This is a genomic window from Pantoea dispersa (assembly GCF_014155765.1).
GTDB lineage: Bacteria > Pseudomonadota > Gammaproteobacteria > Enterobacterales > Enterobacteriaceae > Pantoea > Pantoea dispersa.
Map to the genome: position 1 here is coordinate 210110 of NZ_SCKT01000008.1, position 12941 is coordinate 223050.

A 12941-nucleotide genomic window follows, 5' to 3' on the forward strand; every position below is an offset into this window, starting at 1 on the left:
GAACGCTGTATGGCAACTGGCACGCTGCCCGACGCGGGGCAGATTCTCAACTCCCTGATCAACAGTATTTTGCTGGTCGATAACGATCTGGTTATCCACTACGCCAACCCGGCGGCCCAGCAATTACTGGCGCAAAGCTCACGAAAATTGTTCGGCACGCCCTTACCGGAACTTACCGGCTATTTTTCGCTGAACATTGAGGTAATGAGCGAGAGTTTAGGGGCAGGCCAGGGCTTTACCGATAGCGAAGTCACGTTAGTGGTGGATGGCCGCGCGCACATTATGTCGCTCACGGCACAGCGCCTACCCGACGGATTTATTCTGCTGGAAATGGCGCCGATGGATAATCAGCGCCGTCTCAGCCAGGAGCAGATTCAGCACGCCCAGCAGGTTGCCGCGCGCGATCTGGTTCGTGGCCTGGCGCACGAAATTAAAAACCCGCTCGGCGGATTGCGCGGCGCGGCGCAGCTGTTATCGCGCGCCCTGCCCGATCCGGCGCTGAATGAATATACCAAAGTGATTATTGAGCAGGCCGACCGGCTGCGTAACCTGGTCGACCGCCTGCTGGGTCCGCAGCAGCCCGGACTGCACGTGACCCAGAGCATCCATCAGGTGGCTGAACGTGTGGTTAACCTGGTGTCGATGGAGCTGCCGGAAAACGTCTCGCTGGTGCGTGATTATGACCCCAGCCTGCCGGAGCTGCCGCACGACCCGGACCAGATTGAGCAGGTGCTGCTCAACGTGGTGCGTAACGCGCTGCAGGCGCTGGGCGAAGCGGGCGGCACCATTGTCATCCGTACCCGTACCGCGTTTCAGCTGACGTTACACGGCACGCGTTACCGGCTGGTGGCGCGTATCGACATTGAAGATGATGGCCCGGGCATTCCGGCCCAGCTGCAGGATACGCTGTTCTATCCGATGGTCAGCGGACGCGAAGGCGGCACCGGTTTAGGTCTCTCTATCGCCCGCAGCCTGATTGATCAGCATTCGGGAAAAATTGAATTTAACAGTTGGCCAGGCCACACCGAATTCTCGGTTTACCTGCCTATTCGCCAGTGAGGTTTCTATGCAACGAGGGATAGTCTGGATCGTCGATGACGATAGCTCCATCCGCTGGGTGCTTGAACGTGCGCTCACTGGAGCCGGTTTAAGCTGCGCCACCTTTGACAGCGGCAACGAGGTGCTGGATGCGCTCTCGACCAAAACCCCGGACGTATTATTGTCGGATATTCGTATGCCAGGCATGGATGGTCTGGCGCTGCTGAAGCAGATCAAACAGCGTCATCCGATGCTGCCGGTCATCATTATGACCGCGCATTCGGACCTCGACGCGGCGGTCAGCGCTTATCAGCAGGGCGCATTTGATTACCTGCCTAAGCCGTTTGATATTGATGAAGCGGTCGCGCTGGTAGAGCGTGCCATCAGTCACTATCAGGAGCAGCAGCAGCCGCGCAATCAGCCGGTAAGCGGCCCGACCACCGACATCATCGGCGAAGCGCCGGCGATGCAGGATGTCTTCCGCATCATCGGCCGTCTGTCGCGTTCGTCGATCAGCGTGCTGATCAACGGCGAGTCCGGTACCGGTAAAGAGCTGGTCGCGCATGCGCTGCATCGCCACAGCCCGCGCGCCAAATCCCCGTTTATCGCGCTGAATATGGCGGCGATCCCGAAGGATTTGATCGAATCGGAGCTGTTTGGCCACGAGAAAGGCGCGTTTACCGGCGCGAACCAGATTCGTCAGGGCCGCTTTGAGCAGGCCGATGGCGGCACGCTGTTTCTCGACGAAATCGGCGATATGCCGCTTGATGTGCAGACGCGCCTGCTGCGCGTGCTGGCCGATGGCCAGTTCTATCGTGTTGGTGGCTATGCGCCGGTCAAAGTGGATGTGCGCATCATCGCCGCTACCCACCAGAATCTGGAGCTGCGCGTGCAGGAAGGCAAATTCCGTGAGGACCTGTTCCATCGCCTCAACGTGATTCGCGTGCATCTGCCGCCGCTGCGTGAACGTCGTGAGGATATCCCGCGTCTGGCGCGCTACTTCCTGCAGGTCGCAGCGCGTGAGCTGGGCGTAGAAGCGAAAATTCTGCATCCGGAGACTGAAGCCGCGCTGACGCGACTGCACTGGTCGGGTAACGTGCGCCAGCTGGAGAACACCTGCCGCTGGCTGACGGTCATGGCCGCAGGCCAGGAAGTGCTGATTCAGGATCTGCCGCCGGAGCTGTTTGAGTCGAGTACGCCGGAAAATCCGGTGCAGTCGCTGCCGGACAGCTGGGCAACGCTGCTGGCGCAGTGGGCAGACCGCGCGCTGCGTTCCGGTCATCAAAACCTGCTGTCAGAAGCACAGCCGGAGATGGAGCGTACGCTGCTGACCACTGCCCTGCGTCATACGCAGGGCCATAAGCAGGAAGCGGCACGTTTACTGGGCTGGGGCCGCAATACGCTCACGCGTAAACTGAAAGAACTGGGCATGGAATAACGCGGAAAAGTGTAAAAGGGTTATTTATTGCACACTTTCTGCGCGTAACATCTGTACAGACCGGTGCCGTTCAGTATCATACGGGCGGCAATCGGGAGAGGCTAACATGTTGCAATCTGTCATCCAGCTGATCGCGCATAACGTGGCGGCAATCGGTAATGCTGTGACTCACTCACCGCAAACCGCGCTGGCCGCCGTGGTCTGCGCCATCAGCTTCAGTCTGTTCAGTTAACATAAAGGGAGCGCTGGCTCCCTTTATGCTTAAATTACCCGCGAAAATTGCTGCATCCGCGCTTTCTGCCGCAGATAGCGGTCAAAGCACATGCAGATGTTGCGAATCAGCAGACGGCCAATGCCGGTGACCTGCAGCCGGCGCTCACCGATCTCAAGCAAGCCGTCCGCCACCAGCGGCGCCAGCAGCGCTAAGTCCTCAGCAAAATAGCGTTCAAACACCACTGGCCACCGGGCTTCGATGTCGGCAAAATCCAGCGCAAAGTTACAGATCAGCGCTTTAATCACATCCCGCCGCAGACAATCATCTTCGCTGAGAGATAAGCCGCGCCACAGCGCATGGCCCTGCTGCTCAACGCTGGCATACCAGGCTTTTAACTCTTTCTGATTCTGCGCATAGCTGTCGCCCAGCATGCTGATGGCCGAAACGCCCAGCCCGAGCAGTTCGGTTTCGCCCTGCGTGGTATAACCCTGGAAATTGCGATGCAGCACGCCGGCACGCTGTGCTACCGCCAGCTCATCATCCGGTTTGGCAAAATGGTCCATGCCAATAAACTGGTAACCCGCACCGGTCAGCGTCGCGATGGTTTGCTGCAGGATCTGCAGCTTCTGCGCCGCCGTGGGCAGTTCCTCATCTTTGATTTTGCGCTGAGCGGCAAACAGCGCAGGCATGTGCGCATAGTTGAAGACGCTGAGGCGATCCGGATTGAGCGCAATCACCCGCTGCAGCGTAAAGGCAAAGCTCTCTGGCGTCTGTAGCGGCAGGCCGTAGATTAAATCCAGACTGACTGAGCGGAATCCCTGCGCGCGGGCACGCTGCACCAGGGCGAAAATGGTCTCTTCATCCTGAACGCGGTTGACCCGCTCCTGCACCGCCTTGTTGAAATCCTGCACGCCCATGCTCAGGCGATTGAAGCCCTCCGCGCGCAGATGATCGATCATCTCCAGCTCAATTTCACGCGGATCGACTTCGATCGACATCTCAACATCGTCAGCGATGTCGAAATGGCTGCGCAGCAGCGCCACCAGCCGGCTGACCTGCTGCTGATTAAGGAAGGTGGGCGTGCCGCCGCCCCAGTGCAGCTGCGTAACGCGACGGCCGGCAAACAGCGGAGCGCGCTGACGAATCTCCTGCGCCAGAACCTCCAGATAGCGATCGGCCTTGTGCAGCTGGCGCGTCACAATTTTATTGCAGCCGCAGAAGTAACACAGACGATGGCAGAACGGGATATGCACATACAGCGATAGCGCGCGCTCGGGATAGCGCTCAACCGCGCGCTGAAAATCGCTCGCGCCAAAGCTTTCACTGAATTCCAGCGCGGTGGGATAGGAGGTGTAACGCGGACCGGCGTAATTGTATTTTTCGATGAGCCGCTGATCCCACTCAATCTGCTGCGATGACATGCTCACTCCTTACGGTGACGTCGTCTGAGGGCGGGTCGCGTGGCAGAAGAGGAGACGAAGCGCTGGGCGGAACGCCGCCGTAAGCGCGATTTCAGCCGCGACAGGCGGCGTAGTTTAAACAATAACCACAGCAGATAACACGTCAGCAGCAGCGCTAAAATTGATCCAGGCCAAAACATAGGTGAATACCTGTTTAGCGCGGCATGCGCAAAGCCGCATGCCGATCAAAAATGGCGGTTAGTGGCCCTTAAGCAGGCGCATCATATCCTCTTCTGCCTGCTCGTCTTCGGCGTCGTCGTCCAGCGCAATGCCCAGCGTTTCCATCAGCTCGTCAATGCGATCCAGCGTCTCATCCAGCCACGCCTGATCTTCTGCGCTCAGGGTTTCGCCGCTCTCAAGGCGATCGAGCAGCGTGTCGAGACGCTCATCGTTCTCCAGCTTGGCCAGCTCTTCCTGCGGCGTCAGGCGCACTTTTTCGGCTTTGGGCTTTGGCTTCGCCACTTTCTTTTCGGGCAGGGTTTTGCCGTCCGCCACCAGCGCGACTGGCTTTTTGCTGCCCACGCGCGGATCGGCGCTCTTTTTGCTGTGCCCTTTACCGGCGCTTTGCGTTTCCGGGTTGGCGCGGCTGCCGGATTTGTGGCCGCTGTGCTTTTTATCGCGCTTGCGATCGCGGGCTTCCTGATTCAGTTCTTCACGCGATTTGCGTTTCGCTTTAGCAGCAGGTTTGCCACGCTGGGCTGGTGCAGGTTGCTTCATGTGTTCGGTCTCGGCGATGCCTGGTGAGTTCAGTATAGAATTGCGGCGAAATCTAGCAGAAAGATGACAAAGAAAAAAGGCGATAGCCTGTGCTATCGCCTTATTTCGCACCTTCATACGAAGGAAACACGCGTCAAATCCTTTACGGCTCACAACGTCCCGGTTGCTCCATCGCCACATCGCTCCTGCGAGTAATCCCTGTCCCTGTCCGATTCCTGCCTGAATCGCTCTCCTGCCATGCTCGCGGTCATCCCCGACGCTCCTGAGCTCATCATCCTGATGGGTGCTGCCGTGCACTGACAACAAATGTAGACCAAACAGTAAATTGAACAAGTGAGACTTGTCTCTAATTTAGAGCGGTCTTTTTCATGTTTAAAGTAAGCCAATGAAAATAAACGGTAATATAGCGAATGAATGTTCCATGAATCCGTCATCACTGGTAGCAGTTAGCGGCGATCTCTTACAAAATGGCGCGTTAAGACGCCTGTCGGGCACTTTTGCGCCATAACAGGTATAATCAGCGCCATTGCCCGATCATTCTGCTGGAGTTTTACATTGTCTGCTTTGAACTATCACGTCACCCATTTCATGCTCAGCGCGCCGGATATTCGTCATCTACCGGCGGATACGGGCATTGAAGTTGCCTTTGCCGGGCGCTCAAATGCAGGCAAATCCAGCGCGCTGAATACCCTGACCAACCAGAAAAGCCTGGCGCGTACCAGTAAAACACCAGGCCGCACGCAGCTGATTAACCTGTTTGAAGTGGTGGAAGGCAAACGCCTGGTGGATTTACCAGGTTACGGTTATGCGGAAGTCCCGGAAGAGATGAAGCGTAAATGGCAGCGCGCGCTGGGTGAATATTTGCAGAAACGTCAGGCCCTGAAAGGACTGGTGGTACTGATGGATATCCGCCATCCGCTTAAAGATCTCGATCAGCAAATGGTTGAGTGGGCGGTGCAGAGCGGTATCCCGGTTATGATTTTGCTGACTAAAGCCGACAAGCTGGCTTCCGGTGCCCGTAAAGCGCAGCTGAACATGGTGCGTGAGGCATCGCTGGCATTTATGGGCGATGTCCAGGTCGAGATGTTCTCATCGCTGAAAAAACTGGGCGTCGATAAGCTGCGTCAGAAACTCGATACCTGGTTTAGCGAGCTGACCCCGGCGCAGGAAGGCGACGGTGAAGCGCTGTCAGAATAGCGCCAGAGTGGGCCTTTGCGTCCGCTTTTTTTCAGAAAAAGCCCAATAAAAAACGCCCCAGTCATAAATGACTGGGGCGGCTAATATTCAGCCAAATCCGATTACGTGAAGTAAAAGGTCTGAAAGATAGAACATCTTACCTCTGTACCCTACGCGATGAACTTTACCCGATTTTTTCTGACCAACAAAGGGTTTTTTGTTGTTAAGTTTCAGAATTCGACATCTTTTTTACCAGCTTCGTCACATTTTCGCGCAGGGCTTGTAGTTTAATTACCAAAAAAATGCTTAGCCGATAAGCAGTTACTTAACCTGTATTTTACCGGCAGTTTTGATGACCGGCTGAACCGATTAAGTAAACTTTTTTCTTATGACGTTACCCGCCGCCTGCATCTGCGGCGGGCAGCGGGCCCTTAGTGCGCCTGATCCCAGTTATCGCCGGTTCCCACTTCAACCTGCAGCGGTACATCCAGCTTCATGCTGTTCTCCATCAGTTCGCGGATCGTCTGGCTGGCACCTGCGACGGCATCTTTGTGGATCTCAAATACCAGTTCATCGTGTACCTGCATGATCATTTTCACCTCGTCACTGTTCTGCTGCAGCACCCAGCCGTCAACGGCGATCATGGCACGTTTGATGATGTCTGCCGCGGTACCCTGCATCGGTGCGTTGATCGCTGCTCGTTCGGCGGCTTTACGGCGAATAGCATTGCTGGAGTTGATGTCCGGCAGCCACAGACGACGCCCATCCAGCGTCTCGACGTACCCCTTATCCGCAGCTTGCGCGCGCGTCGCTTCCATATAACGCAGCACGCCCGGATAGCGCTCAAAGTAGAGATCCATGTACTTCTTCGCTTCGCCGGCACCAATGTTCAGCTGACGCGACAAACCAAATGCGCTCATGCCATAAATCAGTCCGAAGTTAATCGCTTTCGCACTGCGGCGCTGCTCACCGGAAACCTTGCTCAGCGCCACACCAAACACTTCGGACGCCGTGGCGCGGTGGATATCCTCACCCTGCGCAAACGCATCCAGCAGGCCTTTGTCCTGCGACAGGTGCGCCATGATACGCAGCTCAATCTGCGAATAGTCGGCGGCCACGATGCGCTTATCCGCGCCCGCGATAAACGCCTGACGAATGCGCCGTCCCTCTTCGTTGCGCACCGGAATGTTTTGCAGGTTCGGGTCGGTCGAGGAGAGTCGTCCGGTGGCCGTCACCGCCTGGTGATAAGAGGTGTGTACCCGGCCGGTGATCGGATTGATCATCTGCGGCAGCTTATCGGTGTAAGTGGATTTCAGCTTCGACAGGCCGCGATGCTCAAGAATCACTTTCGGCAGCGGATAGTCGAGCGCCAGCTCAGCCAGCACTTCTTCACTGGTCGATGGCGCGCCGCCCGGCGTTTTCTTCGTCGGCTTAATCCCCTGCTTCTCAAACAGAATGGTTTGCAGCTGTTTGGTGGAGGAGAGGTTGAAAGGCTCGCCGGCCAGCTCGTGCGCCTTCTGCTCCAGCTCGGCCAGACGCGTGGTCAGCTCCTGCGAATGTTTCGCGAGGATATTCTGATCGATCAGCACACCGTTGCGCTCTACGCGGGAAATGACCGTCACCAGCGGCATCTCAATCGCCTCGAATACCTGCTTCGGACCGGCTTCCTGCTCCAGCTTCGGCCACATCTGCAGGTGCAGCTGCAGCGTGACGTCAGCGTCTTCTGCCGCATAGTGCGCCGCCTGCTCAAGCGCGATCTGATTGAAGGTGAGCTGATTTTTACCTTTACCGGCGATTTCTTCGAAAGTGACGGTTTTGTGGTTAAGCCAGCGGGCCGCCAGGCTGTCCATGTCATGCTTGCCGCCGACGCTGTTCAGGCAGTAAGACTCCAGCATGGTGTCGAATTTGATGCCGTTCAGCTCAATATCGTAATTTTTCAGTACGCCACGATCGTACTTCAGATTCTGCCCGACCTTCGCTGCTTTACTGTCCTCCAGCAGCGGTTTCAGCTGCTTCAGCACCGCGGCGCGATCCAGCTGCGGTGGCGCGTCAAGATAGTCATGCGCCACCGGCAGGTAAGCGGCCTCGCCCGGTGCCACGGCGAAGGCAATGCCGACAATATTGGCGCTCAGGGTATCCAGCGAATCGGTTTCCAGGTCAAAAGCAAACACGTCGGCGCTTTGCAGTTTTTTCAGCCAGTCGGCAAAGGTCGCCTCGTCGAGGATGGTGACATAGCCGTCGGATGACAGCACGCTGACCGTTTCCGCTGCGGCCACGACGGGTTCATCCGGCAGCGATTTCTGCGCCTGGCTATTACTCTTTTTACCCTGCAGCCATTTTCCTTCCTGCAGATCGGCTAGCCAGCGTTTGAATTCATAGCGGCTAAACAGCGTCTGCAATGCTTCAACGTCAGGCTCGTTAACCGTCAGCTGCTCGCAGGCCAGTTCCAGTTCCACATCGGTTTTGATGGTCGCCAGCTGGTAGGAGAGAAACGCCACATCGCGATTCTGCTCCAGCTTCGCCGCCATGGTTTTTGCTCCACGGAAGGAGAGGCCGGCCACTTTATCAAGGTTGTCGTAGATGGAATGCATGCCGCCCAGCCCCTGCAGCAGCGCCTGTGCGGTTTTCTCGCCCACGCCCGGAACGCCCGGGATGTTATCCGAGCTGTCGCCCATCATGGCGAGGAAATCGATAATCAGCGAAGGCGGTACTCCGTATTTCTGCTCGACTTCTTCCGGACCGAGCACGGTGTTGGTCATGGTGTTAATCAGGGTAATGCCCGGCGTCACCAGCTGCGCCATGTCTTTATCGCCGGTGCTGATCAGCACCGCACGCCCCTGCTTTTCCGCTTCCAGCGCCAGCGTGCCGATTACGTCATCGGCTTCCACGCCGGACACCGCCAGCAGCGGCAGCCCCATGGCTTTTACCATCTCGTGCAGCGGCGCGATTTGCGCGCGTAAATCGTCCGGCATCGGTGGACGATGCGATTTGTAATTTTCAAACAGCTCATCGCGGAACGTTTTGCCTTTGGCATCGAAGACCACAGCCACATGGCTGGGTTGATACTGCATCAGCAGGCTTTTCAGCATGTTGAGCACACCATACATGGCGCCGGTTGGCTCACCCGCACTGTTGGTCAGCGGCGGAAAGGCATGATATGCACGGTAGAGGTAGGAAGAGCCATCTACCAGAATCAGGGGATTTTCTGCAATTTGCGCCATAGGTTTGTATTTTCTTCGTTGCGATAATCAGGGTTATAAGGATGCCACAACCAGCGAACAATGTTGAAGTAACAGCAGAAAGTGAGGATCTTTTTCGCGGTTACGCGGCGCGGATCGCAAGGATCATCTTGTGGATAACTTTGTGCGTAAAATTCATAACGTATTGTTATTTACGTTAATTGCAATCATTTTACGATTAAAATGTTTTTACAATCAGTCAGTTATAATCTTGCCGTGATACGTAACACCTTTTTAAAAAGGCGATCGTCTATGTGGATATTAAGCGAAAGGGTAATCAAAAACGCTGGCGGTGAGGGATGAATGGCTCAGTGAATTAAGGATGTGGTGTGGGTTGGTTTCACTGGAGCGGCGGGTGATAACCGCGCCGCTACAGCATAAGCCATCGCGTTTTCAGCGCTTAATTACTTTTTCTCAACCAGGAATTTCACGACGTTGGCATAATCCGCCACGAAGTTATCCATTGAGCTGGTGTCCAGGCCACCGTTGTTAACCATGTATTTGCCGTTAACGAAAATCGCCGGTACGCCCTGCAGATTAACATCCGAGGCCGCTTTCTGCTGCTGTGCAACCAGCGCCTTCACGGCGAAGCTGTTCCACGCTGCATCGTAATCTTCAGAGGTGATACCCGCTGCTTTAATGAAGGTTTCTTTCAGGCTGGCTGCGTCGGTAATGGTCTGGGTCTTCTGGATGCCGTCGAAAATCGGTGCGGTCACTTTATCTTCCACACCCAGCGCCATTGCCACTGCCCACGCATGCGTGACCACCGGACCGAAGTCGCCGCCGAGGAAATCAACGTGATATTTGGTCACTTTGGTATCCGCTGGCAGATTCTTTCTCACCGCATCGCTGACGTGGTAAATGCGTTCAAACTGGTAGCAGTGCGGGCAGAAGAAGGAGAAGAATTCCATAACCTGCGGCTCACCGGCGACCGGTTTTGGCAGCGTAACGTACTGTTTACCGTCGTTGAACTGTGCCGCTGAGGCGCTAAATGCCAGCATCAAACCTACCAGCGCAAACCAAATCTTTTTCATCGTGAGAACATCTCCTGAGTACTTCATTAAAATTGCGGGCTAAGCTGTAACGGCGGTTCGTGTAACAGCCTTTCCTGCTCGATAAATAGTGCAATCTGCCGGCGCCAGAAGTCCTCATCGGTCATCCAGGGGAAGGCGCGCGGAAAAGCGGGATCCTGCCAGCGGCGTACCACCCAGGCCAGATAATAAACCATGCGCATGGCGCGTAAAGACTCAATCAGTGTCAATTCGTGTAAATCGAAATCACCAAATTCGTTATACGCTTCCAGCAAAATATCCCACTGGATCAATTGCTCCTGACGGCTGCCGTTCACCAGCATCCACAAATCCTGCACAGCCGGACCGGTGCGCGCGTCATCGAGATCGACAAACATCGGCCCATCGCACCACAGAATATTGCCGGGATGGCAGTCACCGTGCAGCCGGAGCGGTTGCCACTGGCTGTGCCAGCTCTGCTGCAGCGTGGCGCTGAGTTTATCTAACGCATTCAGTAGCGCATCCTTCAGCGAGGCGGGCACCAGCGCGCTCTGTTCCAGCTGCAGACGTGGCTCAACCACATACTCCTGCAGGCCCAGAGTGGGCCGCTGGAGGAACGGGCTGTGGCGTCCGGTTTGATGGATACGGCCAAGGAAACGACCTACCCACTCCATCTGCTCTTCATTGTCGGTTTCATACTGCCGGCCACCGAGGCTGGGAAACACCGCGAACATAAAGCCTGCGTGCTGATTGAGCGTATTGCCCTGCAGCGTCAGCGGCGCGGCAACCGGCACTTCATCGTCCAGCAGATCCTGAGCAAACCGATGCTCTTCAGCGATCTGCGCGGCGCTCCAGCGCTGCGGACGATAGAACTTAGCGACATAGCGTCGCTTATCCTCATCGCTGAACTGATAAACGCGGTTTTCGTAGCTGTTCAGGGCGGTTAAGCCGGACTCGACCCGCAGACCGGCATCCCAGAGCGCATCAAGGATGACGTCGGGATTCAGCGTCTGAAAATTAAAAGCGGCTTCGCTCATCATTGTGCCTGTGTGTTACCTGTGCGTTGAACGCGCAAGGATAACACTACTCATCATCCTTGATCACACCGCGTGCACGTAATAGCGCGCTTTTGAAGTCCACCTCATAATCTTTCTTCAGACCCGGGATCACAGCCTGACTACCGGCATCACGCATTTTGAGATGGTAAATCAATACGTCATCGCTTAATTCACTTAATGGGCCACTGAAACCTGATTCCTGCGCCAGTTTTTGTAAAAATGCCAGCAGGTTGAGATCGGGTTCTTGCTGCCAGGCAGGCTGCAGCAGTTCGAGCAGTTCATTGAGTCGGTGATATTTCATCATTGATTCCTTTGCGCAGGTGGTTCGCTACCGCGAGTTAAGTATCGTCCAGAATAAACAGGGAGACGAAGATGACCGCATTTACCGGTGTGATCCTCGCAGGCGGGCAAGGCAGCCGTATGGGAGGTCAGGATAAGGGCTTGCTGCCATTACAGGGCAAACCGCTTTATCAGCACGTTCTGCAGCGTTTACAGCCGCAGGTCAATATTGTGTTGATTAGCGCCAACCGTAACATTGATCGTTATCAGGCAAGTGGTTGTCAGGTAATTCGTGATTCGCTGCCTGATTATCCCGGTCCGCTGGCAGGCATGCTCAGCGGCCTGCGGCACAGCCAGACCGAATGGGTGGCGTTTTGCGCATGTGATACGCCGTGGCTACCGCAGGATTTTGTTGCACGGCTGTGGCAGCAGCGTGGTGCAGCAGCCGCCGTGTGGGTGACATCGGGTCAGCGTGATCATCCGGCGCTGGCTTTGGTGCATCGTGCGCTGGCTGATAATCTGGAAGCGTGGCTGCTGCGCGGAGAACGCCGTCTGATGCAGTTTATGTGTGAACATGGCGGACACAGCGTACTGTTTGATGATGATGAAGCCGCCTTCCGCAATATCAATACGCCTGACGATTTGGTTAATGAGGAAAGTTCGTGATGAGTGTGCCGTTACTGGCGGTGGTGGGCTGGAGTGGCACCGGCAAAACCACCCTGTTACAACAGGTGATTCCGCTACTGAGAGCGCAGGGCATTCGCCCCGGGCTGATCAAGCATACCCATCATCAGATGGACATCGATACGCCGGGAAAAGACAGTTATCTGCTGCGCAAAGCGGGAGCCGATCAGGTGATCGTCGCCAGCGAGAATCGCTGGGCGTTGATGTGTGAAACGCCACAGCAGCCGCTAAGTTTGATGGAGCTGGCAGGCCGTATGGACGCTGACGCGCTGGATCTGGTGCTGGTCGAGGGGTTTAAACAGGAACCCGTGCCCAGGATGGTGCTATGGCGGCGCGGCGTTAAGGGAGAAATTGATGAATTGCTGGATGACTGGGTGATTGCCGTAGCGACGGATGAAGCGTTAGCGCTTCAGGTACCGGTGCTGGATATCAATCAGCCTGATCAGGTTGCAGAGTATATTGTTCAGTGGCTAAAAAACCGTTAATCACACGTTTTTCGGCGGGAAATTTGCCGGAGTACGGACGTAAAAAAGCCCCGGACTTTCGTCCGGGGCTTCTTTACTGGTTTGATGCCTGGCAGTTCCCTACTCTCGCATGGGGAGGCCCCACACTACCATCGGCGCTACGG

Annotated in this window: 13 protein-coding genes; 6 read left to right on the top strand and 7 right to left on the bottom strand. The window is 55.9% G+C overall.

What is annotated here, in order from left to right:
- The first annotated feature begins 9 nt into the window (after positions 1-9).
- From glnL to H7K56_RS19650, 3 genes are all read left to right on the top strand, one after another.
- Positions 10-1059 carry a nitrogen regulation protein NR(II) gene (gene glnL, locus H7K56_RS19640; protein ID WP_021507118.1) on the top strand — a complete coding sequence of 350 codons (1050 nt, stop codon included), beginning with the start codon at positions 10-12 and terminating at the stop codon, positions 1057-1059.
- A gap of 7 nt (positions 1060-1066) precedes the next feature.
- A complete protein-coding gene (gene glnG / locus H7K56_RS19645) occupies positions 1067-2476 on the top strand; it encodes a nitrogen regulation protein NR(I) (RefSeq protein ID WP_031279642.1) in 1410 nt (469 codons plus the stop codon).
- 106 nt (positions 2477-2582) lie between these two features.
- Positions 2583-2708 carry a YshB family small membrane protein gene (locus H7K56_RS19650; protein WP_150361015.1) on the top strand — a complete coding sequence of 42 codons (126 nt, stop codon included), beginning with the start codon at positions 2583-2585 and terminating at the stop codon, positions 2706-2708.
- Between the two features lie 29 nt (positions 2709-2737).
- On the opposite strand, the gene hemN is transcribed toward H7K56_RS19650, so the two are convergent.
- Both hemN and yihI read right to left on the bottom strand, forming a co-directional pair.
- Positions 2738-4111 (bottom strand): oxygen-independent coproporphyrinogen III oxidase, encoded by a 1374-nt coding sequence (gene hemN, locus H7K56_RS19655; RefSeq protein ID WP_150361016.1) that lies wholly within the window; start codon positions 4109-4111, stop codon positions 2738-2740.
- Positions 4112-4348: 237 nt separating this feature from the next.
- Complete coding sequence (gene yihI / locus H7K56_RS19660; protein WP_058770999.1) at positions 4349-4867, bottom strand: Der GTPase-activating protein YihI; 519 nt, start codon at positions 4865-4867, stop codon at positions 4349-4351.
- A gap of 555 nt (positions 4868-5422) precedes the next feature.
- Here yihI and yihA point away from each other — a divergent pair.
- The gene (yihA, locus tag H7K56_RS19665; RefSeq protein ID WP_031279643.1) at positions 5423-6064 is read left to right on the top strand and encodes a ribosome biogenesis GTP-binding protein YihA/YsxC; all 642 of its coding nucleotides are present in this window, start codon (positions 5423-5425) and stop codon (positions 6062-6064) included.
- An 87-nt stretch (positions 6065-6151) separates the two neighbouring features.
- Here yihA and spfP read toward each other — a convergent pair whose 3' ends face one another.
- The 5 genes from spfP to H7K56_RS19685 form a co-directional block, all read right to left on the bottom strand.
- Positions 6152-6199, bottom strand: a complete 48-nt coding sequence (spfP, locus tag H7K56_RS23585) for a small protein SpfP (protein ID WP_071892919.1) — start codon at positions 6197-6199, stop codon at positions 6152-6154.
- A gap of 275 nt (positions 6200-6474) precedes the next feature.
- Complete coding sequence (polA, locus tag H7K56_RS19670; protein WP_150361017.1) at positions 6475-9264, bottom strand: DNA polymerase I; 2790 nt, start codon at positions 9262-9264, stop codon at positions 6475-6477.
- 422 nt (positions 9265-9686) lie between these two features.
- Complete coding sequence (gene dsbA, locus H7K56_RS19675; protein WP_021507125.1) at positions 9687-10316, bottom strand: thiol:disulfide interchange protein DsbA; 630 nt, start codon at positions 10314-10316, stop codon at positions 9687-9689.
- A 26-nt stretch (positions 10317-10342) separates the two neighbouring features.
- A complete protein-coding gene (locus H7K56_RS19680; protein WP_150361020.1) occupies positions 10343-11329 on the bottom strand; it encodes a serine/threonine protein kinase in 987 nt (328 codons plus the stop codon).
- A 46-nt stretch (positions 11330-11375) separates the two neighbouring features.
- Complete coding sequence (locus tag H7K56_RS19685; RefSeq protein ID WP_021313943.1) at positions 11376-11651, bottom strand: YihD family protein; 276 nt, start codon at positions 11649-11651, stop codon at positions 11376-11378.
- A gap of 71 nt (positions 11652-11722) precedes the next feature.
- Between H7K56_RS19685 and mobA the strand changes: the two genes are divergently transcribed.
- Positions 11723-12295 carry a molybdenum cofactor guanylyltransferase MobA gene (mobA, locus tag H7K56_RS19690; protein ID WP_059011685.1) on the top strand — a complete coding sequence of 191 codons (573 nt, stop codon included), beginning with the start codon at positions 11723-11725 and terminating at the stop codon, positions 12293-12295.
- Complete coding sequence (gene mobB / locus H7K56_RS19695; protein ID WP_059011687.1) at positions 12295-12798, top strand: molybdopterin-guanine dinucleotide biosynthesis protein MobB; 504 nt, start codon at positions 12295-12297, stop codon at positions 12796-12798. Before mobA ends, mobB begins: the two co-directional genes overlap by 1 nt.
- Positions 12799-12941: the final 143 nt, after the last annotated feature.